The organism is Vallicoccus soli, from assembly GCF_003594885.1.
GTDB classification, from domain to species: Bacteria; Actinomycetota; Actinomycetes; order Motilibacterales; family Motilibacteraceae; genus Vallicoccus; species Vallicoccus soli.
Genome location: NZ_QZEZ01000004.1, coordinates 13790 through 34917, shown reverse-complemented (window position 1 = coordinate 34917; position 21128 = coordinate 13790). Strand labels below are relative to the sequence as shown.

Sequence of the window (21128 nt, the reverse complement as noted above, 5' to 3'; positions counted from 1 at the left end):
ACTGTGGCGGCAGGCAGGCAGGCAGGCGATGGCGAGTGCGCGTGCCGGACCGACGGGGCGGTCATCGAGCACCTCGCTCAGCGCGATCCGCGCGTATGTCAGCAGTTGAGGCGGACGGGACAGTTGACAACTCGCACTGCGGACCGCCTTCGGGTAGCGTTTGGAGCATGATGGAGGTCCGAATAGAGTCCGTCAGTGACGCCCTTGGCGCTGATGCCGCCGATGCGCAGGCAGCTGTCCGGCTGGTTGCCCGCAGCGCCGTGATGGGTTTTCTGCCGAAGGACAGCGACACCCGTCGTCTCGACGCCCACCTGCTCGAGCAGGTCTTCCGCGGCCTGGCCGAGCACGGGGTGAGCACTGCACTGCTGGCGACGCAGGTGAAGACCGGCGCCGACTCGTGGCGTTACAACCTGCAGCGTGCGCTCGAGCAGAGCGAGCACTCGCCGATGCCCGCCGGGGAGTGGCCGAGTCTGCTCGAGACTCTTGGCGAGGACCTCCTGAACCTGCTTCTGGGCATCAGCACCAGCAGCGTGCGTCGCTACGCGTCCGGAACCCGGAGCACTCCTCAGGACGTCGCGGACCGGCTGCACGTCTTGGCGTTGATCGTCGCGGATCTGAGCGGGGCGTACAACGACTACGGCATCCGTCGGTGGTTCCTGCGTCCTCGGCCACAGCTCGACGGACAGTCCCCGTGGGAAGCTCTCGGGGGCGGCTGGGACCCTGACGGACCGGCGGCAGCGCGGGTACGGGACCTCGCCGCTGCCCTCGCCGGCGCCGCCGCCGGCGCTTCCTGACCCTGCGCCATGACGATCCTGTTCCGACACGCAGATCCCCGCTTCCCCTTCTTGTGGGAGGGCTCCGCTCAACCGGCAGCCCGCTGGCACTCGCACGGAAGCGGGCCAGCCAACTACCTCGCCGACACCGCGGACGGCGCGTGGGCGGAGTTCCTTCGTCACGAGGCCATCACTGACCCGCAGGACCTGCAGGGCATCGCTCGCAGGCTCTGGGCGGTCGCGGTACCCGATGACGTGATCAGCAGCGCCGCGGTCCCCGCGCTCCCGCCAGCTCAACTGACCGGTGGGGCCGATACCTACCCCGCCTGTCAGGCAGAGGCTGCTCGTCATCGGCACGCCGGGGCGCAGGCCTTGAGAGCTCCCAGCGCGGCACTCCTACCTGGTGCGGCGCGAGGTCAGGTGGTCGTGGGCGGCCTGCAGGAGGCGCAGGATCGCGAGGGGGAAGTGCTGGTGCTGTTCGGTGACGGATGGGCGCACCTGCGCGGTTGGGCTGCCGTCGACGCCGGGGCCCCCACCGAACGGGTGCTCGCGCTCGTGCGACACCTCTAGGGATCCTGCAGGCGTGCAGCGATCGCCCTGCTCGGGTAGGTGTCGCCGAGCGGCCTGAGTGGCGGAACGGCCCGTCGGGGCGAACGAGCGGCCCCACGGCGCGGTCACCTCAGCCCTCAGCTCACGTGAGCGCCTTCCGGGCAGTTCGACGTGGTCGCTGCCCCCGCGTGTTCGCTCGGCCTCGCGAGTCCAGGGACGAGTCCGCTGCGCTCGACGTCGGCGACCGGCAGGGGGCGGGCGTACAGGAACCCCTGCGCCCGGTGGCAGCGGAGGTCGCGCAGCACGCTCGCCTGGGCCTCGGTCTCCACCCCCTCGGCGACGACGTCGAGACCGAGCCCGCGGGCCAGCTCGACGATGGAGGAGACGAGAGCCGCGGCGTCGCCGCCCGCGGCGAGGCCGCTGACGAAGGAGCGGTCGATCTTCACGGTGTCGACAGGCAGCCGGCGCAGGTAGGACAGGCCCGCGTAGCCGGTGCCGAAGTCGTCGATGGCGATGCGCACACCCATCGCGCGCAGCCCGGCGAGGCGCTCCGCTGCGGCGTCGACATCGCGCACGAGGACGCCCTCGGTGACCTCGAGCGTCAGCTGCTGCGGGGCCAGCCCCGTCTCGGCCAAAGCCCCCGCGACGACCGTGAGCACCTCGTCGTCGCCCAGCTGCCGCGGCGAGAGGTTGACCGCCATCCCCACCGGCCGGCCCGCCGCCACGGACCATCGAGCGGCCTGGCGGACCGCGGTGCGCAGCACCCAGGCCCCGATGGCGTGGATGTGGGCCGTCTCCTCGGCGAGCGGGACGAACTCGTCCGGCGGGACGAGCCCGCGCTCGGGGTGGTGCCAGCGCAGCAGGGCCTCGAACCCGGTGGCGGTCCCATCCCCGAGCAGGACCGTCGGCTGGTAGTGCACCGCCAGCTGGCCCTCCGCCAGCGCACGCGCCAGGTCGGCCGTGAGGTCCGCCTTCTCGCGCACCGCCCTGTCCATCCCGTCGGCGAACGCGGCGAGGCGGTGCTTGCCGGCCGCCTTGGCCAGGTACATCGCGAGGTCGGCGTTGCGCAGCAGCACCTCCGCCGAGCGCTCGCCGCTCGTCGCCGTGTCGGCCACCCCCACGCTGGCCCCCACGTAGAGCTGGCGCCCGTCGACGTGCACAGGGTCCCCGAGCGCGCGCAGCACCCGCTCGCCCACCCACCGGGCGGTCGCGGGGTCGGCCCCCACGACGACAGCGAACTCGTCCCCGCCGAGGCGGGCGACGACGTCGCTGCCGCGCGCGCAGCCGCGCAGGCGGTCCGCGACGGCCCGCAGCAGCAAGTCGCCCGCTGCGTGCCCGCGCGAGTCGTTGACGTCCTTGAAGTCGTCGAGGTCGATGAACAGCACGCTCACCGGTCCGGGGCGCCGGAGCCGGTGCGCCAGGACCTCGCCGAGCATGGTGCGGTTCGCCAGGCCCGTCAGCGGGTCGCGCAGGCCCTGCTGCTCGTTGAGCCGCCACGAGGCCAGGTGCGCCGCGCTCGCGGCGAGCACGAAGCCGCCGTGCACGAGCGCCCAGAGCCACGGGTCGCGCACCGCGGCCTCGGTGCCGTACACCTCGCGGGGGTGCAGGCTGCCGAGCGCGCCGTGGTGCCCGACCGTGATGGCCAGCCCGACCCCGAAGGGCACCCAGTCCTGGTACAGCGCGACGACGCCGACCATGACGAAGAAGTGGAAGTGCGCCTCGGTCGTACCCGAGGCCAGGTGCACCAGCACCGCCGACGCGGTGAACAGGCTCGTCGCCGCTGCCCCGCCGCGCAGCTTGCGCCCCAGGTGCTCGGCCCGCGCCAGCGGCAGCGGCAGCGCGACGAGCAGCGGCGCGGCCAGGACATGCAGGGCGTGGAGCCAGCCCAGGCCCGACGCGGCTCCTGCGGCCCCCGACCCCGGCACGACCGACCGCTCCTCGAGCACGAGCGCGGCGACCGCGAGCAGCACCGCCTGCACGAGGGCGAGGCGCACGATCGCCGCGTGGCGCCGCCTCCACACCTCCTCGGGCAGCAGACGGCCCTCGGGCAGCAGGGCGACGACCGCTCCGAGGCGACGCGCGACGACCCCTGTCCGATCCACGCCACTCATGTCGACGGACGAGCCCACCTACTGAGGGCTTCGCCCTACGAGTCCTGCTGGTGGTCCTCGCTGGTCGTCACGAGGTGTCAAGCACGTACCGGGCTCGACTGCGTGACCGATCGCCGTCCGGCATCGGGCCACCTCTCAGATACCTCGTGAGTTGGCCGATGGTCCCGCCGCGGCACTGCGGCACAACGCTGCCGACTAGGCGGCTGCGGTGATGGGGGTGTTGGACCAACAATCTTGTGCAAACGCCGACTGGGAGGCGCCCTGTGTCTGACAAGTACCCACCGCCCGTTCCACCTGGCCGAGCGCTGTTGGTCGTCCTCGGAACGATGCTGCTGGCGTCCCTAGTGGGAGGCGGAGGCGTGCTCCTTCGTCGTCTCGCCGAGTGACCGGTCAGATGACGACCCCGCGCCTCTGTGACCGCCCCTGCTGACAAAGTGGCTGCGCGGAACTTTGAGCCCGGCGGTGAGGAGACTCACTCAAGACGCTGCAACTGCGAGTCGGCAACTGCCTAAGCACTTGCAGCGCTCCAACGCGCCCTGCCTCGCTTGGCCGGCCAGGGACCCGAAACGCAACCAGTACCCCGCCCGGAACTTGCGTGATTACCGCGAGGCTGCGAGCGTGGGCGGGTGCCGCAGTACGTTCTGCGGCTAACCTCGGTGGCAAGAGAAGGAGAAGGATAGGAGATGCGCAGGTGGCAGGTACTGCCCGCCCTGGTTGCGGTTGCTATCGGCGGACTACTCGCGGTTCGCGCCGAGACAGTTGCGGCTCGCATAATCTGGGCAGCCCTAGCCCTTGCACTCTTTGCAGCGGTAGGCGTCGATCGCTATTTGACGCGCCGAGGCAGCCGATAGCTGCTTGTGTTGCCGATCGGCCTTCCTGCACCTCAAGGGTACAGGTGAATACTCGCATTAGCCGACGGGCTTACGATAGCACTACGGAAGCATCCGCAGGAATGCCCTGCATTCCGGCGAATCGCGCAGGCACGGCTTGCCCCGCTCCAAGCGCCGGTCCGTTCGCGCGTGAGTCAAACACCCTAACGGGTGCATTTGAGGAAAGTATCCCTCCCCCAGGGGCCTCCGTGGCCTGGGCAGTCCGCTCAGTGCTTACCGCGGCGGCCATGCCCGCGACGACGACAAGGGCCAACAGGATGGACGTCAGTTTCCTGCAGCGAGTCGTCGCAGCTAGCCGCATCGGCAATCTCATGTCGCACCCATCCGTTGCTTCTGGTGGTGGCTCGCCTGGGCCGAAGCGCTACAGCCGCGCCGCCTCCCGCTCTCCGCGTGGCATCGGGTGCGACGCTGTTCATGCCGGCCTCGGGGCTCCCGTTCCCCCGTGAGCGGGTTCCGGGGCGGGCCCCGCCTGTATCACCGGGTCGAGGTACGACCCGCGCCCGTCGGGTCGACGAGCCGCGGGGGTGCCCATCGCCTCCAACCAGGAGCAGCAGGTACAACGGCCCCTGGTCGGGAGTGACGTGCCGGACCGGGGGTAGCGCGTGAACCATGCCCGACCCGTGCCATCGCTCGGCCAGCGGCACCGCCCTGGCAGGCGTCCCGGATGCCCGGATACCGGTTCAGCCGTGTGCGGCGCCGCTCGGGCGAGCCGCGCGATGCGGTCCGGCCGCTGCGACCCTAGCGCCGTCCCACAGCGCTGCCGGGGGCCGGGCGCGGTGAGTCCGGACGACGTAGGTGGCAGGACCGACAGCGAGAACAGCGAGGACAGCGAGGACAGGGAGGACAGCGGGCGCAGGGAGGACAGCGAGCGCGGCGACGAGCCCGAGCACCTCGATGTCGACGTCGCCGACGTCGACATCGAGGACGTCGACATCGAGGACGTCGACATCGAGGACGTCGACATCGAGGACGTCGACATCGAGGACGTCGACATCGAGGACGTCGACTTCGGTGACGACGAGGCGGTGTGGGGGGACCGGCGGTGGCGGGCTGCGGCATTGCGCCAGCTGCCTCTCTACCTGCAGGTCTTCCGCGGCCCGCAGCACGTGAACGTCGGGGAGACCGAGGCGGTCGTGGCGCTCTACGGGGGCCAGCACGGCGTCGGGCAGCGGATCGCCCACTACCTCACCGGGGCGGAGGGCCAGGGGCTCATCGAGATGCTCGACCGCGTCTACGCCGGTGAACGACTCGTCGCCCGCGCGGTGCGCTTCGGAGTCGTGACGCCCGGTGGGTCCCAGCGGGAGGTTTTCAGCGACATCGAGTTCCTGCCGCTACGGGACGCCTCCGGCGCGATCGCCGGCACCATCGCCTTTGGTACGGACGTCACCGACGCGGTCCGCGCCGAGCGCGAGCAGGCCGCCGCCGCGGCCGAGCTGTCCCGTCGATACCGGCGGGCCACGGATGTGATCGAGGAGGTGCAGCGGGCGCTGCTGCCGGCCCGGCTGCCGGTGCTGCCCGCGGTGGAGGTCGCGGCCAGCTACGTGGTCGGCGGCGCGGAGCAGGCCGCGGGTGGGGACTGGTTCGACGTCCTGCCCCGGCCGGGCGGCTCGGTCGCCGCGGTGGTCGGAGACGTGGTCGGGCACGGGGTCGCGGCTTCGGCGGTGATGTCCCAGCTGCGGGCCGTCGCGCTCGAGCGGCTGCACGCCGGGGCCGGGCCGGGCGAGGTGGTCCGCACGCTCGACCGGTTCGTCGAGGTCGTCCCCGAAGGGCGCTCGGCGACGATCTGCGTGCTCGACCTGCAGCCCGATGCCCGCTCGTTCACCTGGTGCGCGGCCGGGCACCCGCCCCCGCTCGTCGTCGACCTCGACGGGAGCAGCCGATTCCTCGACCCCAGCGGCGCACCACCCCTCGGGCACCACACCGGGTACGCCGCCGGGCACACCGCGGGCCGGACCGTCCAAACCGGCACGCTCGGACCGGAAGAGCTGGTGCTGCTCTACACCGACGGGATCGTCGAACGCCCCGGGGTGCCCGCGACCGCCGGCACGGTCGAGCTAGCCCGCGCCGCCGCCACAGCCGCGGCGGACCGGTTTATGCCGGTGTTCACCCTGCCGTCCGCAGCGGACCGCGTCACCACCCAGACCCTGGAGCGGCTAACCCGTTTGACCGGGTCGACCGACGACATCACGCTCCTCGCCCTGCAACCCACCGCTCCCCTGTCGGACCTGCACCTCGAGGCCTCGAGCACGCAGGCCGACGTCCCCCAGCTGCGCTCGGGCCTGCGTCGATGGCTGGGGACGGAGCGAGCAGCCCCCCTCGCCCTGCAGCAGCTCGACCAGATCGTCACCGAGCTGTGCGAGAACGTCATCGAGCACGCCTACAACGACAGAGTGGAGGACGGTGCCGCCGGCCAGGTCCTTCTCGACGCCGCGCTCGACGAGCTCGGGTGGCTGACGCTTCGGGTCGCCGATCGGGGCCGGTGGCGCCTCCGGGCGGGCCCCTGCCCCGGCCGCGGGCTCGGCCTGGCGATCGTCGAGGACCTCAGCGACCGCGTCGAGGTCGACCCCTCACCGGCGGGGACGACCGTCACGGTGCGGTTCCGGCCGTGGAAGTCCCCGCACAGCGCCCAGGCGCAGCGACCGCGGGCTGTCGAGGAGCTCTTCGACGTCTACACCGAGCACCGGACCGACCGGTCCATCCTCACCGTCCGCGGACCGGTCGACGCCGAAAACGTCCTCGAGCTCGACGCCGAGCTGGCGCTCTCGGTCACCTCGGGCGCACCGCCCCTGACCGTGGACCTCGAGCACGTCACGCTGCTCTCCAGCGCCGCCCTGCACGCTGTCCTACGCCGCCTCGACCAGGCGCGCCTCGCCGGCGTCGACGTCCACCTAGCCAGCAGCCCCGGCACCGTCGCCCAACAGGTCCTCGCCCTCATCGGCCTCGACACCCACCTCCCTCCGACGTGATCGCCAGGGCCGAGCAGCCACGAGCGACGGCCCAGTCAGCAGCGAACCCGCACGCAGACGACCGCACCGGCGACACCCAGAGCTCGAGACCTACGTCGGTCAGCTCGTGGCGCAGCATCGGGTGGCCGGGCCGCAGGCGCTGAGCCGGAGTGGTGTCCTTGGTCGTGGGGCGGCCGGCATTCGTGGGGCGCTACCGTCCGATCCGCGAGCAAGGAGGACGCGTGGCGAGCATCGATCCGTTGGACCGGCCAATCGGGCGGCTGCTGCGCGCCGCGCAGACCGCGGACCCGGAGGCCCTGGTCGACACGCTGTCCCTCGCAGTCGCCGAGCTCGGCGGGTCCGACGTGCTGATCTACCTCATCGACTACGAGCACGCCACGCTCATCCCGCACCCCGACGAGCTCCCGCACGGCGAACGCCCCGAACCCGCCGCCCTCGACGGGACGATGGCCGGACGCGCGTTCCTGTCCAGCACCCGGCTCGCCTCGCGGCGCGAGGACGGGTGGCACGTGTGGGTTCCGGTCGTCGAGCGGGCGGACCGGCTCGGGGTGCTGTCCATGACGCTGCCTGAGTGGGACGAGGACGTCGAGTACTACTGCGTCGAGCTCGGCTACGCCGCGGCGCACCTGCTGCTGGCCTCGTCCCGCTACACCGACCTGACCCACCTGCTGCGCCGGCGCAAGGACCTGGACCTGGCCGCGGAGATGCAGTGGTCCCTGCTTCCGCCGCTGTCATTCTCCGTCGCCGGGACGACGATCGCGGGGCTGCTCGAGCCGGCGTACGAGGTCGGCGGAGACTGCTTCGACTACGCGCTCAACCTCGGCTACCTCGACCTGGCGGTCTTCGACGCCGTCGGGCACGGCCTGGGCAGCGCCGTCCTCGCATCGCTGGTCGTCGGGGCGTACCGCAACGGGCGCCGCGAGTGCGAGGGGCTGCACCAGCTCGCCACCGGCATCGACGAGGCCGTGCGGCAGTACCCCGGCGACCCGGCGTTCGCCACCGCGCTGTTGGCCCGGCTCAACGTCAGCACCGGTCGGCTCACGTGGACCGCGTGCGGGCACCCCCAGCCGCTGCACGTGCGCCACGGCACGACGCTGCCGGAGGTGCAGGTCCAGCAGGGCGCGCCGCTGGGCCTGGGCGCCGTCGCCCCGGTCATCGGCGAGATCATAGAGGTCGCCCTCGAGCCCGGCGACGGGCTGCTCTTCTACACCGACGGCGTCGTCGACGCCCGCGGCCCCGGCGGGGAGTACTTCGGCGAGGACCGGCTGCGCGACCTCCTCGAGCGCGAGCACGTCTCCGGCCGTCCCCCGCAGGAGGTGCTGCGCCGCCTCGTCCGCTCCGCCCTGACTCACCAGACCACTCGGCTGCGCGACGACGCCAGCATGCTCTACCTGCGCTGGGACGGACCCGAGCAGGCGTAGAACGAGCAGGCGCGCGGCGCAGGCGCGCCTGGGCAGCGTTGGCCTCGGACACGGTGGGGCACCGTCTCCCACACCAACGTTCTTGGCACACTTACGGCCGGCAGCTGCTCGACCCCGACCCCAAGCGGGCACGTGTGTAGCAGACCTCTGTAGCGGAACTTACGTATAGTTACCCGGCCTCGATGACGTTTACGGCACAGTCGAGGCCCGTGCCGGGGCCAGTCGCACAGACGGTCGGTTGTGGGACGAGGCCTGACCTGTGAGGGTCGGCGTCAGCGCCACCAGAGGCGGGGGGCCACCGACGCCGGTTTCGCTGGTCTGCGGGTGCGGGAGCCGGCGTGGGGTCAGGTGGGGCGGCGGGACGGGTGGTCCTCCATCGCTGGACCGCTTGCTCGACGTCGACGGGAGCCACGGTGAGTGGCGGGCCTTCCTGCGGCCGCCGGTACGCCTGGCGCAGTCGCTCGTTGAAGGCGTCGACGGAGTCACGGACCGCCTGCTCGGACTTCCGCGAGGCCAGCACGTCGGGCAGCTCTTGGCGCTCCTTGCGCAGGGCCAGAGCCGGGGGCAGCGCAAGGGTGAGGTCCGCGCCTTCGCGCTTGGCCCAGCGCACGACCCACTCGTCCGCCGACCAGGACTTGTCGAGGTCGGGGATCGGCTTGCCCGCGCCGGGGAGGTCGTCGAACGCGCCCTGCTCGTGGGCGCGGCGGATGTGCTGCCCGATCCAGTCCTCCATCGGCCCATCAGGCAGGCGAGTGCTCATCGCGATCTCCTTCCCCGCGGCGGTCGGTACGCCGCCGGCCGCGCCGCTGGTCGCCCGGCCTCGTCCGGAGCTTCGCGCCTGCGCGCCGGCACATCCCAGCCCGTTTGCCACCCCGGCAAGAGGGTCCGGCCCGCGTCGGGGCCTGGCAGGTCGGCGAGCGGGCAGCCGACCGGAGGCGGTCGCTAGGTGCCGGAGAACGCGGTCGTGGGTAGAGCCGCGGGATGGACGGCAGTGACGCGCGCCTGCACAGCAGGGCTCCCACAGCGAGAACGGGCCAGGCCTGGCCGCCGGGGCTGCGTCCGCTGTTCGGTGGCTCCCTGCTGGTGGTGCCGCAGCAGCCGGCGCCGCGCGAGCTGCTGGTGTTCTTCCATGGCGCGAACGCGCGAGCGTCTGACGGCCTAGCCCTGCTGAGGCCGGTGGCCGCCGAGCATGGACTCCTCGTCCTGCTGCCAAGCTCGCGGCGCGCCACCTGGGACCTCGCGCAAGGGCGGACCGGGCCAGACGTGCGGGCGCTCGACGCCCGCCTCGACGAGGTCATGTCCGCGTACGACGTGCGGCGGGTGGCGTTCGGTGGCTTCTCCGACGGCGGCTCCTACGCGCTGTCGCTGTCCCTGGCCAACGGGGATCTGGTCGAGCAGGCTCTCGCGTTCTCGCCCGGGTACTACGCAGCGTTGGAGCCCGTGGGGCAGCCCAGGATCTGGGTGTCGCACGGCACCAGCGACGCCGTGCTGCCGATCGATCTCTGCGGGCGCAGAGTCGTGACCCGGCTCCGCAAGCACGGGTACCGCGTGGACTACCACGAGTTCGACGGCGGGCACGTCGTCAACGCGCACCTCGTCTCCCAGGCCGTACAGGCCTGGCTAGATACGCCCTCGGCGCTGAAGGGCCAGGTTCGAGGCGAGGAGGACGACAGCGAGATCGTCAGCTGACGACCGCTGAGGGCCCGCGCGCCAGACCGAATCGTCGCCTTCCGTCTGGAGCATGGCGGGACGAAGCGCGCCGAGATCAGCCGCATCGCCCACGCCGATGCGCGCCACACGATCCAGGGCGTTCCGCGGCTGATCGCCCTTGCGCGCCATCAACGGTGGGTTCTAGAGCAGGACGCGCTGCTCGCAGCAGTGCTGTCCCAAGCCGGACCTTCTGCCGGTCAGGCCGCCGGGGCTGATCCCCGCTGCATCTCGCGCGCCCTCGGGTTGTTGCCCAATGCAGCAGGACGGTCCCTGGAGCACCGCCGGCCACTGCGCGACTCGCAGCAGATCCGACTCACGAGGGGTCCCGCATGCGAGCGGTCGGGTCGCACGCTCGGGGGCACACGTTGCCGTCAGTACGTGAGGAGCGGACCAGGAAGGGCGTGCCGCTCCTCTGAGCAGAGCGAGAAGGGCCCGCGACTGCTCAGCAGGGTGGCCAGCTGCGGGTCGAGGTAGTCGCGGTACCAGGTGGCCATGCCGAGGTCGGCGTCGCGTCGCAGGACCTCCCACGTGCGCCAGAGTGCGGTGAGGCGGCTGAGCGCCTCGGGGTGCTCCTGCCAGCGGAGGCACCATCGCCACTCCCCTCCGAGAGGTCGGACAAAGTGGTGGGCGAAGAAGTCGGCGACCCAAGCCTGTACGTCGTCGTAGGCCTGACCGGCGGGAACCTGCCTCGCGTAGTCGGCGGCCAGCGCATCCAGCTCGTCGAGGCGCAGCTCGAGGCGGCGTAGGCGTGCGAGTACCTCGTCCGCCTCGTACGTCGGGCTCCCTGCTGCACCGCCGTTCATCCCGTCCCCTGCGTCACAGTCATGGCTCCTGCCTGTTGTTCGGGAGCTGGCTCATCCGCTCGGCCAAGAGCCCGTCGGCGGCTCGTACGGCTGTCGCGACAGCGTCCGCTCGAGTGCTGGCGTAGTGGGGCGTGAGGCGCAGCAGAGCGGGAGGGTTGCCAGTAGCGAGCAGCAGTGCGGTGCCACGCGGCAGAGCGCGCACTTTGTCCGCGGGCAGGATGCGCTCGCGCCTAAGGCTTGTGGTGTCGCTACGCTGGCGCGAGCCGTAGGAGTAGGAGCGCACGGAGACGTCGTGCTCGCCGACGAGGCGGGAAAGATCCTCGGCGAGCTTGGCGTCGTCTATGCCGGCCCCGATCAGCTTGACAGTGGCTGCGGACCACAGTGCGTCCATACCGGGCTCGCCCCAGATCCGTACGCCTTGGCGGTAGGACTGCAGGATGGTCAGGGGGACGACGCCGCGGCTGCCGAGGTGGGAGTACAAGTCGGGCAGGTCGCTGATCCGGCAGACGTTCGCGGCCTCATCGAGGACGACGACCATCGGGGGGTCGAGGCGGCCCCCGCGGCGTTCGGCGACGCGCACGGCGTCGCGCATGACGCGGTCCGTGAGGGCAGCGACCAGCGGAGCTGCTGCGCCGGCGCCGTCCTTGCTCAGCAGGTAGAGCGTCTGCCGCGAGGACGCGAAACGCGCGGTGTCGAACTCGTCGAGACGGACGCGCGCGGCCTGGTCTGGGCTGACCCAGGCCATGATCCGCGGGTCGCGGAGGCACTGCGCGGCGGTCCGGGCGGTCTCGTAGATGCCGTCGCGAGTCTCCGGAGCGCCGTTCTGCCGCCCGGCGAGGGAGGCGGCGGCGGCCGGGTGGCCGGCCTCGCGCAGCAGCATCGCCGGCGTGGGGATGACGGGGTCGTTGAGCCACTCGTACACCTCGTCGAGCGGGCGTCGTCCCGCCGCGGCGGCCAGGAGCAGGCCGGTGAGCAGATCGTGTGCAGCGGAGGTCCAGAAGTCGCGGCCGTTCTTGTCTCCCCGGACCTCCTGGATGAAGTGCCCGGCGAGGCGGGACGCCTCCTCGACGGTGTCGAGCCCGCGCAGCGGGTTCCACCACCACGTCCGGGGCGTCGCGGCGATGCCCTGTGGATCGAAGACCCACACGGGCTCGTCGGTGTCCTGCGCGCGCAGCGCGGCGGTGGCGGCCCAGAGGTCGGCCTTGTTGCTCGTCGCCACTACCGCGCCCGGGGCGTCGAGCACCGCCGGGACCGCGAGGGAGGTTGTCTTGCCCGCGCGCGGGGCCATCACCGCCAGCTGGACGTCCTCCCAGGAGGCACGCAGCTCCGGGCCACGACGCCCGAGCCGGCCCAGCGGCACCCCCGCGTCCCGTGGGGCAATGCGCCGGACGGGCGTGGCCTGCAGAGAAACGCGCAGCCGAGGGGCGCGCTCGGCGACACCATGAGGCGTCATCGCGACGAGCCGTCCGCCGCCGCTGAGCGAGCGCTCGAGGCTCCGCTCGCGCTGACCCCGTTGCAGGCGCGCCGCGGCGACGAGGACGGGAGCACCCACGGCGAGCACGGCGATCGCCGCGAGCGACCAGACCAGGCCGACCGGGACCTGCGGCCACAGCGTCGCCGGACCGCCCTCGAGCAACCGGTCGACAGCCGCGGCCCGGAGGGGCGGGACGTGCCAGCCGTGGCCGGTGAGCCAAGACGCTGTCGCCCCGGCGCCGTACAGGAGCCCGAGCAGCCCGACGCCGCCCCAGGCGAGCCCGAGTAGCGTGAACGGCAGGCCGGTGCCCGGCGGGAGCATCCCGACGCGGGGCTCCAGCGGCCGGGTCACGAGACGTCCCCGACGGGCCGTGGCGCGTCGGTGTTGTAGAGGTGGGCCTCGTCGGCGACGTACTCAAGCTCGACGGGGATGCCCACGCGCTGACCGGTCTTGATGAGGTACTTCCCGCGGCCGGGGTGGCGGGCGCCTGGCTGCCAGGACTCCGGGGCGGACCAGGAGGCGACCATGCGCTTCTCCTGAGCGGACAGCGGGACGACGCGGGTGACGTCGTCGAGCTCGCGCGGCGGTAGCCCGGCGAGCACGGTGATGGCGTTGCGCTCGACGAAGCCTCGGGCCTTAGCCCGGTCCTCCTCGCTGGGCAGGGCGTCGAGGTCCTGCATGCCGTGGGTGGCCATGGCGTGCGCGACGTCCTTGCCGCGGTAGACGCGGGTAAGGGCGTCGGCGTGGTCGACGAGTCCGGGGGCGCCGCGCAGCGCCCGCCACAGCTCGTCCATTACCGCGAAGTACCGCCGGCGCGGGGCGAGTCCCGCTTCGGCGAGGGCGGCGGAGGCGTCGATCATGGCGAAGCCGTACGACCAGGTCGAGAGCATCGCCGCGGCCACCAGGGTGTCCCCGGAGGCGGCGACCTGGCTGATGTCCACGCTCACCGCGGGGGCGTCGAGGTCGATGGGCCGCGACGTCGGTCCGTCGAACACGCCCTTGAGCGAGCCCTCGCACAGCAGGCCGAGGGTCTGGCGCAGCGGCTTGGTCTCGGCCCGGTACTCCGCGAGCGTCTCCACCTCGGCCGCGGCCCGCAGCCGGTCCGGCGCCTCGCGGACCAGGGCGAGCACGTCGGGGATCGTCGGGTCCTGCACCGCCGGCAGCCGGTCCGCGAGCAGGTCCACCGCGGCGCCGAGGACGATCTCCTCGCCGTTGCTCATCGGGCTGTTCCGGCGCACCAGCGTGCACAGCGCGAGGGTCGCGGACAGCCGTCGGCCGCGGACCTCCGCGCGCAGGCGCTGCGCGCTCTGCCCGCTCGTCCGGGCGAGGGCGCGCCCGAGCGGCCCGGAGTCCAGCGGGTTCAGCCGGTCCAAGCCACGCCCGACCCGGATGACCTGCCCGCCCGCGCTGCGGACTACCGAGGAGTAGTCGGGCTTGAGGTCGCCGAGGAACAGCGGCACCACCCCGTACGCCATGAGCCCGCGCGACAGCCGCTTCAGCGCGGAGCTCTTGCCGGTGCCGGGCTGCCCGAGCAGCGTCAGACCGCGGTTGGTGACCAGACCGGTGTCGAGCCAGGCGAAGGGGTCGAGGCACACGACCTCGCCCCACATCATGTGCCGACCGAACGGCACCCCGACCGACGGTGAGCCGGAGCCGGCGACGAACGGGTAGAGCCCGCAGGCCTGCACCGTGGTGGCCTGGTACTCGGGGGCGCGGGAGACGTGGGCGAGCCGGCCGCCACCAGCGCGGCGCCAGCCCCAAGGTGGGGCGATGAGCGGTGTGCGGGTACGCATGAGTGGCTCCCGGAGATCAGCGGAGGCCGCGGTCGGCGAGGTGCTGGGGGTGCACGCCGGCCGGGAGGGTGGCGGCGAAGCCGGCGGCCTGCGAGCCGTACAGGCGGCGCAGCCGGATCTTGGACTGGTCGGCGCGGGCCTCGACGTCGGCGACCGCGGCGGGAAGCTCGTCGGGGTCGGTGACCGTGACGGTGACGTACAGGCTCATGAGGACGACCCCGGCGCCCATCGCCTCCTCACGGGCCGCGGCGACGGCCTGGTCGCGGTCGGCTTGGTCCCGGGCGGTGGCGTCGCGGCCCTGGGTGCGCCGGTACGCCTCGCGGAACGCGGCGGCGTTGACCTGGTCCTCGAGCAGTCGCGCGGCCTGACCGGCGGGCAGCGGCCGGTAGAGCATCGTGACCCGCTTCGGGTGTCGTCCCGGTGCGAGCAGTCGGGTCATGACGTCGGAGGTGACCTGCTGGCGCGGCGCCTCGTGCCAGGCCCAGGACACCGACAGCCCGGAGTCGTGCCGGTAGGTGTCCCAGCCCTCGTCGGCGGCCACCGGGCCGGCCTCGGTCCACTGCAGCAGGGTCTGCGGGTCGGCGGTGTCCTCGACGATGCGGTTCACCTCGCCGCGGCTGCGCGGGTCGTAGGCGGTGCGCAGGACGCCGGCGAGCTCGTGGGCCCTGGCGCGGCCGAGGACCGAGACGCCGCACTCGCCGAGGGCGGACTCCATGCCGTTGAGGGCGCGGGACACCTCGGCGGCCTGGTCGGCGAGGTCGGGCAGCCGCTCAGCGGCACGGGCCGGGTCAAAGGTCACCGAGACGCGGGTGTCGACGTCGGCGGCGGCCGCCGGGGAGCGGGAGACCAGCTCGTCCATGAGCCGGCGCACGTCGGGCGGCGCGCTGGGCTCGAGGCGGCGGTGCACGTTTCCGACGAGGGTGGAGCCGGGCTCGGGAGCGGTCTCGACGGTGACGCCGACCCAAGCGACGAGTGGGTCGAACCCGCGGGAGGCGAGCCAGGCGTGCCAGTTCGACACCCATCCGTCGGCGTCGGAGCCGTCGACGAGCCACGTGGACGTCGCGGCGCACCGCAGCGTCGCCGTCAGGTGGCCCGCCCGCTGGTCGTGCACGACGCCGAAGGTGCCGCCGCGTCCGTCCTCGACCTCGAGGAGGCGGGTCGCGGCGAGCGGGCCTGGTAGTGTCCAGGCGCCCGAGTGGTCGACGACGGTGCTGGCGCGCAGCGTGGTCCAGCCGCGTGCGGATGCCCACCACCAGTGCAGGCGGCGTTGGACGACGTGCGCGAGGGGGACGCCGTCCCAGCGCGCGAGGGTGAGGCCCGCGACGACGAGCGCTGGTGCGGCGGTCGCGAGTCCGGCGGACAGGGAGAAGCCGACGGCGATGAGCGGCACGACGACGCATCCCATGACGACGACGCTGGTGCCGGCGCCGAGGCCGAAGAGGCCGATGCCGCGGGTGCGGCGCCAGCCGCCGTACGTGCGCACGGGGATCGAGGACTGCAGGCTGCTCGCGCTCACTGCTGGTGCCCCTTCTCGGTCGAACGAGCGGCACCACGACTGGCGGCGGCGGTGCGAGCGGACGCTGACTCCGGGCCGCTGCTTGCCGCGGTAGTGGCTGAAGCAGCGGGAGGGGCCGCGACGACCATGGCCGGGCCGGAGTAGCCACCGGCACCGCTCGGGCCAGCGCCTGTGGAGCCTGCGGGGCCCGCAGCGGGGCCGAGGTCCTGCCGCAGCTGCGCGGCTTGGGCGCCCGCAGCGCCCCCGACCATGCCGCCCTTGATGGCGGCCGCGGTCTGGATCCCGGCCGCGGTGATACCGACCAGGGCCGCCGCACCGCCGATGCCGCTCGCGGTGCCACCCGCCCAGGTGAAGAACTTCATGAGAGCGGGGAGCGCGACGATGCTCAGCGCCATCATCGTGAGGCCGACGACGACGGTGCGCGGGTCCTCACCCTCGCCAGCGAGGGTCAGCGCGGTGGCGTAGACGAGTGCGGCGACCGGCTTGTAGGCGATGAGGGCCACCATCCAGGTGAGGACCTTCATCAGCCAGGGACGCCCGTAGGCGGTGAAGTTGCCGGCCGCGGCCAGGACCACGACGCCGGCGAGGATCACCACAGCGCCCTCGCGGAAGACCATGATGACGGCCTGCACGATCCCGGCGACCATCATGACCAGCCCGAAGAGGATGACGGCGCCGGCGGAGTCGACGCCGCCGAGCCCGGCGAGCCGGACGAGCCGGTCTGCGACCTGGCCGCGCGAGGCCTCCTCGAGGACCCAGGACGAGAAGGCGTCGCCGGCACGCAGGGCGGCTGCCGGCCCGGCCACGCCGATGCCGGCCCACAGGGCCAGCGTCACGAGGCCGCGGCCGATGTCGACGAGAGGGTCGGGCTTGCGGCTGATCGCCATGCGCAGGCCCTGCCAGGCGACCCCGGCGGCGGCGACAGCGAGGGCCAGCCACCACAGGTAGCCGCGGATGTCGTCGACCGGTGTCTCGGTGAGGTCCACGGCAGGGACGTCGATCCACCAGCCGATCGTGGTGCGGATGACCCACGCCGCGCCCTCGCGCATCGCGTCGGCGAAGGAGTTGCCGAGGGTGTCGGCGGCGGCGTCACCGGCGGCGCCGGCCGCGGCGCCCGCAGCAGCGCCGATGAGGTCGTCGGCGACGGCGCACGTCGCCGGGATCGTGGGGATGCACGGCATCAGGCACCGCCGAAGACGAGGTACGGCTGAGGGGCGACGTCCAGCCATGTGAAGGCGTTTTCCCACCTGCCGTCCCGGGGGGCGACGAGGCGCCAGTCGCCGTCGACCCACTGGACGTCGACCGCGACCTCGTACGTCTGCCCCACGCCGTTGGCGTCAGGAGCCCGCTCGACGAGCGTGACCTGGCGAACGCCTGACGAGCCGCCGGCGATGCGGTAGCCCAGGAGCTCGAGCCGGCCGCCCTGGACCGCGGCGCCAGCGGGCAACGCCGACTGCTGCAGGACGGTCGCGTAGTCGCGCTCGACGGACTTGACAAGCGCCTGGCTGTCCGGGCCCACCACCTGCTCCACGAGGGTCGGTCCGAACACGGCCGGCCCAGGGCTCGGTGACGCGCGGACCAGCAAGTGCACGGCGGCCAGCGCCGCGCCGAGGTCAGTCGGAGCGAACCCGGCGGCGCGTCCGCGCTGCAGGATGGCGGGTCCTGCCATCCGCGACACGGGCAGCTGCACGCCCAGGTAGTCGACCCATGCCACGTCAGCTGCGGACGGCGCAGGCGCTGCAGCACTAGCCGACGTCCGAGGCGAGGGATTGCCACTCCGCTGCTGCGCGTCGCCGCGCTGCAGGACGAGACTGGCGCCCGCGACGAGTGCGACGACCCCGCTCAGGGCCAGCGCCCGGCGCTTGGCTGTCGAGTTGGTGGCCATGTTCAGGTCAGCCGGCGACGGCGCCGACGAGGCCGGCGGAGAAGGCGATGACGGTGAGCCCGGCCAGCACCCAGGGGATGCCCGCAGCGCCGTCGGCCGCCGTGGACGAACGGTTGCGGCGCCCGACCATCATCATGATGGCGCAGATGATGAGGCCGGCGACGCCGGCGACGAGCCCGCCCCACTTCATCCACCCGAGGAGCGTGTCGGCGGCGTCGCCGAGACCGGGGGGCGCCTGCGGCGCGGGGTTGGGTACAGCAGCGAGCAGGCGGGACTTCATGCCGGGACGTCCTCTCGTGCGGGTTGGGCGCCGGACCCGGAGGAACGGGCCGCGCCGGGTGAGTCGCGGGGGTGGTCGAGGGCCGCCGCGATGCGGTGCAGAGCCCGTTCGTAGTCCGCGGGCAGCGGCCTGTTGGTGTCCTCGTCGACGTAGCGCCAGCGCGCGACGTAGGGCACGGTCGTGACGCTGGCCATGTGGGGCCGCAGGCTCCGCAGACGAGCCCGAGCTGCCAGCGGCATCGGGCCGACGCCGTCGGCGACGACCGCCAGGTGCACGCGCACAGCGGGCTCTCGCAGGAGCGCCTGCGTCCGCAGGACCGCACGGTGCAGTCCTGCCGCGGTCGAGCGCGTGACCAGCACGACGTCACGGGCGGCGCCGTGGTGGACCTCTCTCTCGACGGCCAGGACGCCGACACGGACCAGCGCGGTGGTCAGCGTCGTAGCCCCCGATCCGCCAACACATCGCACGACCAGCGCCGCGGGCCCGTCGTGAGCCGGCACTGCAGGAGCCATCGCGAACCTCTACATCTCAGTTGGCGGCAGGTCGTGACGGACCGTACATCAGTTGATAGCGTCGAGGTCAACAGCAACTGGGGACGAGTCGCAGGAGTGAGCTGTGGACAAGCGCAGACCCGAGGCGAGTGAGCTCCTGGCCTTGCTCGAGGACCACGGAAGCGCCGTGCCCCTGCTGGCGGCCGTGGCGCTGTCCGCAGCCGCCGACGCGCTGACGGACCCCGAGGCGCTGCCACTCGCGCCGACTACGACTCCGGTGGACCTGCCGCTCGCCGTACGCGTCGAGGACCTCTACGAGCGCTGTCGCGACGCTGCGTTGCATGCGCGGTCGCTCAGCGAGAGTGCGCGCTATGCCCACGCAGCGCGCGAGCTGGTCAGTGCCGTCCGCGAGCTCGAGCCGGCGCAGCCATGACGTACGAGGAGACGACCGGTCGGCTCGCGGCCGCGGTCAACGACCTGCTGGTCGCCGGCGCGACGCCTCCGCGCCGACCGCTGCGTGTCGGAGAGGCGGCACACCACCTCATGGCCAGGGACGCCCTCGTCGGTGCGACACGCGAGCTCGCCGCGGCCGCCATCGGGGTCCGCCGGCAGTCGGTCGCCCGTCTCACCGCTCAGCACGTCGTGAGCAACCCGGCCCACGTCGTGCACGACGCGCTGTGCTCGCTGCCACGGGGCGCGGTACCCGCTCGCCCGCCCAGCGAGCTGTTCGCCGCGGAAGACGCCTGGTCGCGGTGCGCCCGAGCATCCGCCGAGCTCGAGCTCCACCTGGACGGCGTGCGGCGACTGCCGGCCAGCGGAGCGTGGCGCGTCCTGCGGGACGTCGCAGCCCTCGCACGGACGATCGGAGTCCTCGACGAGGACCTCGCGGTACGCCTACCGCCGCAGCTGGTCAGCGCTGAACGGTCGCTCCGCTGCGGCGCACCCCATCGCCTGCTGCGCGTGGCGGCTCTCGAGCTCGCCGACCAGACGGACGGCCTGCCGGAGCGTGCAGGACTCAGAGAACGGTCCACCGCTCCCCCGCACGTCACCCTGCTCCGCGCACTCAAGGACGTTCCCGAAGGGCTCAGCCGGCTCGCGGCGGTTCTCGACCGGGTCGGCCCCGATTTCAGCGCACTCGACCTCAGGGCCACGGTCCGGGTGGCTGCCCTCGCACTCCCCCTCGTCGCGGACGCACTGCCTCACTCGGCGCAGGCACAGGTCGCCCGCGGCCTGCAAGCAGTGCTCACCGATCGCCTGGCGACCCTTGGACCACGGGACCTTCGCGTCCAGGCCCTCAGCACCGAACTCGCGACACAGCTCCGGCACTCAAGCAGGCAGGTCGACGACCCCACTGCCCAGCCCGCGGCGCGCCAGCTGCTCGTGCTCCTGCAGGCGGCGCGATCGGCCGCACGATCGGCGGCGGAGGCTGGCCGGTTCTACTCCTCGCCGAACGACGGGCAGGCACGCAGGTCTCCGCACCGGCTCTGGTGCAGCGTCTCCTCCGCGGATGCGCACGCGCGACCCTTCCTCGTCGGCCTCAACCAGGCCTGCCGCGCGCTGACGTCGGCGGCGAAGCTCGAGGCTCAGGAAGGGCTCGCGCTCGGAACGCCGCTCGCTAGGCTCGAACTGAGCCGCCCAGCGTCGCCTGTCCGCCCGCCGACCCCGGCGGGCAGCGCGCACCCGGCGGTGCTCGTCACGCCCAGCCGGCGTCGCGCTCCACGCTGATCTGCACTTAGTCGATCACAGGGGCGGGCAAGCTCCCTCGACGGCCATGAGCAGGTCTCGTACTGCCAGGTCATGAAGGCCGGGCCGAAGGCTGGCCAGGAACCACGAGAGCTGAGCGGGCAGGAGCAGCGAGGCCGGTGGAGACAGGTCGGGCCGCCACGGCGGGAAGTCAGCGACTCCCTCGAGCAGCAGGACCGGGAACCCGCAGAGCTCCCACTCGACGCCAAGGCGCATCCTCGCCTCGTCGACCACCTGCTGCGTGAGCCAGTTCGCCAGGTCGCGCTCGGCTGCGAGCGGTACCCCTGATGCCTCGGGCTCGCCGGTCAGCCCCACCCGTACGCCTACCGCAGCCCGGCGAGTAATCAGCACGACGCCCGCCGGACCGACGAGGAGAGCATCGACGGGAGTCTGCCCACTGCCCACTGCCCGGCGTTCAAGCGCCCACCAGCCCGCGGCCAGGTCCAAGGCTAGACAACCCGCCGCCTGACGCGGCTCTGCGGTCTTCGAAGCGCACCGAGCCGGCGCAGGGTACGGCGCCCGCGACACCTCTCGCCCAGGTCGGCCAGACACAGCAGACAGGATGCCCTGAATCCCTTCCCCGCGCCAGCAGTCGTCGAACGCTTGTTCGAGCCCTTATGTCATCCTGCTCGCGTGGCTGGCGGCATGATTCCCGAGCGGCAGTTGCCGACGTCGACCTCGATCAGGGCTGGGATGGTTCGCGCCGCCACAACCACGTCGGGT

18 protein-coding genes are annotated in these 21128 nt (G+C 72.7%); 7 read left to right on the top strand and 11 right to left on the bottom strand.

Annotation, left to right across the window (positions count from 1 at the left end; translation table 11 throughout):
* The first annotated feature begins 167 nt into the window (after positions 1-167).
* Both D5H78_RS10045 and D5H78_RS10040 read left to right on the top strand, forming a co-directional pair.
* Positions 168-794 carry a hypothetical protein gene (locus D5H78_RS10045; RefSeq protein WP_119950354.1) on the top strand — a complete coding sequence of 209 codons (627 nt, stop codon included), beginning with the start codon at positions 168-170 and terminating at the stop codon, positions 792-794.
* 9 nt (positions 795-803) lie between these two features.
* Positions 804-1343, top strand: coding sequence for an RES family NAD+ phosphorylase (locus tag D5H78_RS10040; RefSeq protein ID WP_119950353.1), 540 nt, complete (start codon positions 804-806; stop codon positions 1341-1343).
* A gap of 116 nt (positions 1344-1459) precedes the next feature.
* Here D5H78_RS10040 and D5H78_RS10035 read toward each other — a convergent pair whose 3' ends face one another.
* On the bottom strand, positions 1460-3424 hold the full coding sequence (locus tag D5H78_RS10035; RefSeq protein WP_218566460.1) for a putative bifunctional diguanylate cyclase/phosphodiesterase: 1965 nt from the start codon (positions 3422-3424) through the stop codon (positions 1460-1462).
* Positions 3425-5099: 1675 nt separating this feature from the next.
* Here D5H78_RS10035 and D5H78_RS10030 point away from each other — a divergent pair.
* Both D5H78_RS10030 and D5H78_RS10025 read left to right on the top strand, forming a co-directional pair.
* Positions 5100-7289 carry a SpoIIE family protein phosphatase gene (locus tag D5H78_RS10030; RefSeq protein WP_165865688.1) on the top strand — a complete coding sequence of 730 codons (2190 nt, stop codon included), beginning with the start codon at positions 5100-5102 and terminating at the stop codon, positions 7287-7289.
* A 239-nt stretch (positions 7290-7528) separates the two neighbouring features.
* The gene (locus D5H78_RS10025; RefSeq protein WP_119950351.1) at positions 7529-8710 is read left to right on the top strand and encodes a PP2C family protein-serine/threonine phosphatase; all 1182 of its coding nucleotides are present in this window, start codon (positions 7529-7531) and stop codon (positions 8708-8710) included.
* Between the two features lie 169 nt (positions 8711-8879).
* Here the strand turns inward: D5H78_RS10025 and D5H78_RS10020 are convergent, their stop codons facing one another.
* Positions 8880-9470, bottom strand: a complete 591-nt coding sequence (locus tag D5H78_RS10020) for a DnaJ family domain-containing protein (protein ID WP_218566459.1) — start codon at positions 9468-9470, stop codon at positions 8880-8882.
* 221 nt (positions 9471-9691) lie between these two features.
* Between D5H78_RS10020 and D5H78_RS10015 the strand changes: the two genes are divergently transcribed.
* Positions 9692-10399 (top strand): alpha/beta hydrolase, encoded by a 708-nt coding sequence (locus D5H78_RS10015; RefSeq protein WP_177891211.1) that lies wholly within the window; start codon positions 9692-9694, stop codon positions 10397-10399.
* Positions 10400-10791: 392 nt separating this feature from the next.
* On the opposite strand, the gene D5H78_RS10010 is transcribed toward D5H78_RS10015, so the two are convergent.
* From D5H78_RS10010 to D5H78_RS09975, 8 genes are read right to left on the bottom strand one after another with little or no spacing between them, the layout of a single operon-like run.
* On the bottom strand, positions 10792-11223 hold the full coding sequence (locus tag D5H78_RS10010; RefSeq protein ID WP_119950350.1) for a DUF4913 domain-containing protein: 432 nt from the start codon (positions 11221-11223) through the stop codon (positions 10792-10794).
* A 19-nt stretch (positions 11224-11242) separates the two neighbouring features.
* The gene (locus tag D5H78_RS10005; RefSeq protein WP_218566458.1) at positions 11243-13048 is read right to left on the bottom strand and encodes a type IV secretory system conjugative DNA transfer family protein; all 1806 of its coding nucleotides are present in this window, start codon (positions 13046-13048) and stop codon (positions 11243-11245) included.
* Positions 13045-14490, bottom strand: coding sequence for a hypothetical protein (locus tag D5H78_RS10000; protein ID WP_119950349.1), 1446 nt, complete (start codon positions 14488-14490; stop codon positions 13045-13047). The genes D5H78_RS10005 and D5H78_RS10000 overlap by 4 nt, the downstream gene beginning before the upstream one ends.
* A gap of 16 nt (positions 14491-14506) precedes the next feature.
* Complete coding sequence (locus tag D5H78_RS09995) at positions 14507-16006, bottom strand: SCO6880 family protein (protein ID WP_119950348.1); 1500 nt, start codon at positions 16004-16006, stop codon at positions 14507-14509.
* Positions 16003-17187: a hypothetical protein gene (locus D5H78_RS09990; protein ID WP_119950347.1), complete on the bottom strand. Its 1185-nt coding sequence runs from the start codon at positions 17185-17187 to the stop codon at positions 16003-16005. Before D5H78_RS09990 ends, D5H78_RS09995 begins: the two co-directional genes overlap by 4 nt.
* On the bottom strand, positions 17187-17891 hold the full coding sequence (locus D5H78_RS20590) for a DUF8175 domain-containg protein (protein WP_484444087.1): 705 nt from the start codon (positions 17889-17891) through the stop codon (positions 17187-17189). Before D5H78_RS20590 ends, D5H78_RS09990 begins: the two co-directional genes overlap by 1 nt.
* A 7-nt stretch (positions 17892-17898) precedes the next feature.
* The gene (locus D5H78_RS09980) at positions 17899-18171 is read right to left on the bottom strand and encodes a hypothetical protein (RefSeq protein ID WP_119950345.1); all 273 of its coding nucleotides are present in this window, start codon (positions 18169-18171) and stop codon (positions 17899-17901) included.
* Positions 18168-18683 carry a hypothetical protein gene (locus tag D5H78_RS09975; protein WP_133412037.1) on the bottom strand — a complete coding sequence of 172 codons (516 nt, stop codon included), beginning with the start codon at positions 18681-18683 and terminating at the stop codon, positions 18168-18170. Before D5H78_RS09975 ends, D5H78_RS09980 begins: the two co-directional genes overlap by 4 nt.
* Positions 18684-18786: 103 nt before the next feature.
* Here D5H78_RS09975 and D5H78_RS09970 point away from each other — a divergent pair, with 103 nt between their 5' ends.
* Together D5H78_RS09970 and D5H78_RS09965 are read left to right on the top strand one after the other, a co-directional pair.
* Positions 18787-19095, top strand: a complete 309-nt coding sequence (locus D5H78_RS09970) for a hypothetical protein (protein WP_119950343.1) — start codon at positions 18787-18789, stop codon at positions 19093-19095.
* Complete coding sequence (locus tag D5H78_RS09965; protein ID WP_119950342.1) at positions 19092-20387, top strand: hypothetical protein; 1296 nt, start codon at positions 19092-19094, stop codon at positions 20385-20387. The genes D5H78_RS09970 and D5H78_RS09965 overlap by 4 nt, the downstream gene beginning before the upstream one ends.
* Before the next feature lie 15 nt (positions 20388-20402).
* Here the strand turns inward: D5H78_RS09965 and D5H78_RS09960 are convergent, their stop codons facing one another.
* Positions 20403-20720: a hypothetical protein gene (locus tag D5H78_RS09960; RefSeq protein WP_119950341.1), complete on the bottom strand. Its 318-nt coding sequence runs from the start codon at positions 20718-20720 to the stop codon at positions 20403-20405.
* Between the last annotated feature and the right edge of the window lie 408 nt (positions 20721-21128).

Excerpts from the sequence above, each read along its gene's own strand:
- D5H78_RS09990 (WP_119950347.1), bottom strand. The coding sequence starts at position 17,187 with ATGCCGTGCATCCCCACGATCCCGGCGACGTGCGCCGTCGCCGACGAC.
- D5H78_RS10000 (WP_119950349.1), bottom strand. The coding sequence starts at position 14,490 with ATGCGTACCCGCACACCGCTCATCGCCCCACCTTGGGGCTGGCGCCGC.
- D5H78_RS10020 (WP_218566459.1), bottom strand. The coding sequence starts at position 9,470 with ATGAGCACTCGCCTGCCTGATGGGCCGATGGAGGACTGGATCGGGCAG.
- D5H78_RS20590 (WP_484444087.1), bottom strand. The coding sequence starts at position 17,891 with ATGGCCACCAACTCGACAGCCAAGCGCCGGGCGCTGGCCCTGAGCGGG.
- D5H78_RS09965 (WP_119950342.1), top strand. The coding sequence starts at position 19,092 with ATGACGTACGAGGAGACGACCGGTCGGCTCGCGGCCGCGGTCAACGAC.
- D5H78_RS09980 (WP_119950345.1), bottom strand. The coding sequence starts at position 18,171 with ATGAAGTCCCGCCTGCTCGCTGCTGTACCCAACCCCGCGCCGCAGGCG.
- D5H78_RS10010 (WP_119950350.1), bottom strand. The coding sequence starts at position 11,223 with ATGAACGGCGGTGCAGCAGGGAGCCCGACGTACGAGGCGGACGAGGTA.
- D5H78_RS10040 (WP_119950353.1), top strand. The coding sequence starts at position 804 with ATGACGATCCTGTTCCGACACGCAGATCCCCGCTTCCCCTTCTTGTGG.
- D5H78_RS10045 (WP_119950354.1), top strand. The coding sequence starts at position 168 with ATGATGGAGGTCCGAATAGAGTCCGTCAGTGACGCCCTTGGCGCTGAT.
- D5H78_RS09975 (WP_133412037.1), bottom strand. The coding sequence starts at position 18,683 with ATGGCTCCTGCAGTGCCGGCTCACGACGGGCCCGCGGCGCTGGTCGTG.
- D5H78_RS10015 (WP_177891211.1), top strand. The coding sequence starts at position 9,692 with ATGGACGGCAGTGACGCGCGCCTGCACAGCAGGGCTCCCACAGCGAGA.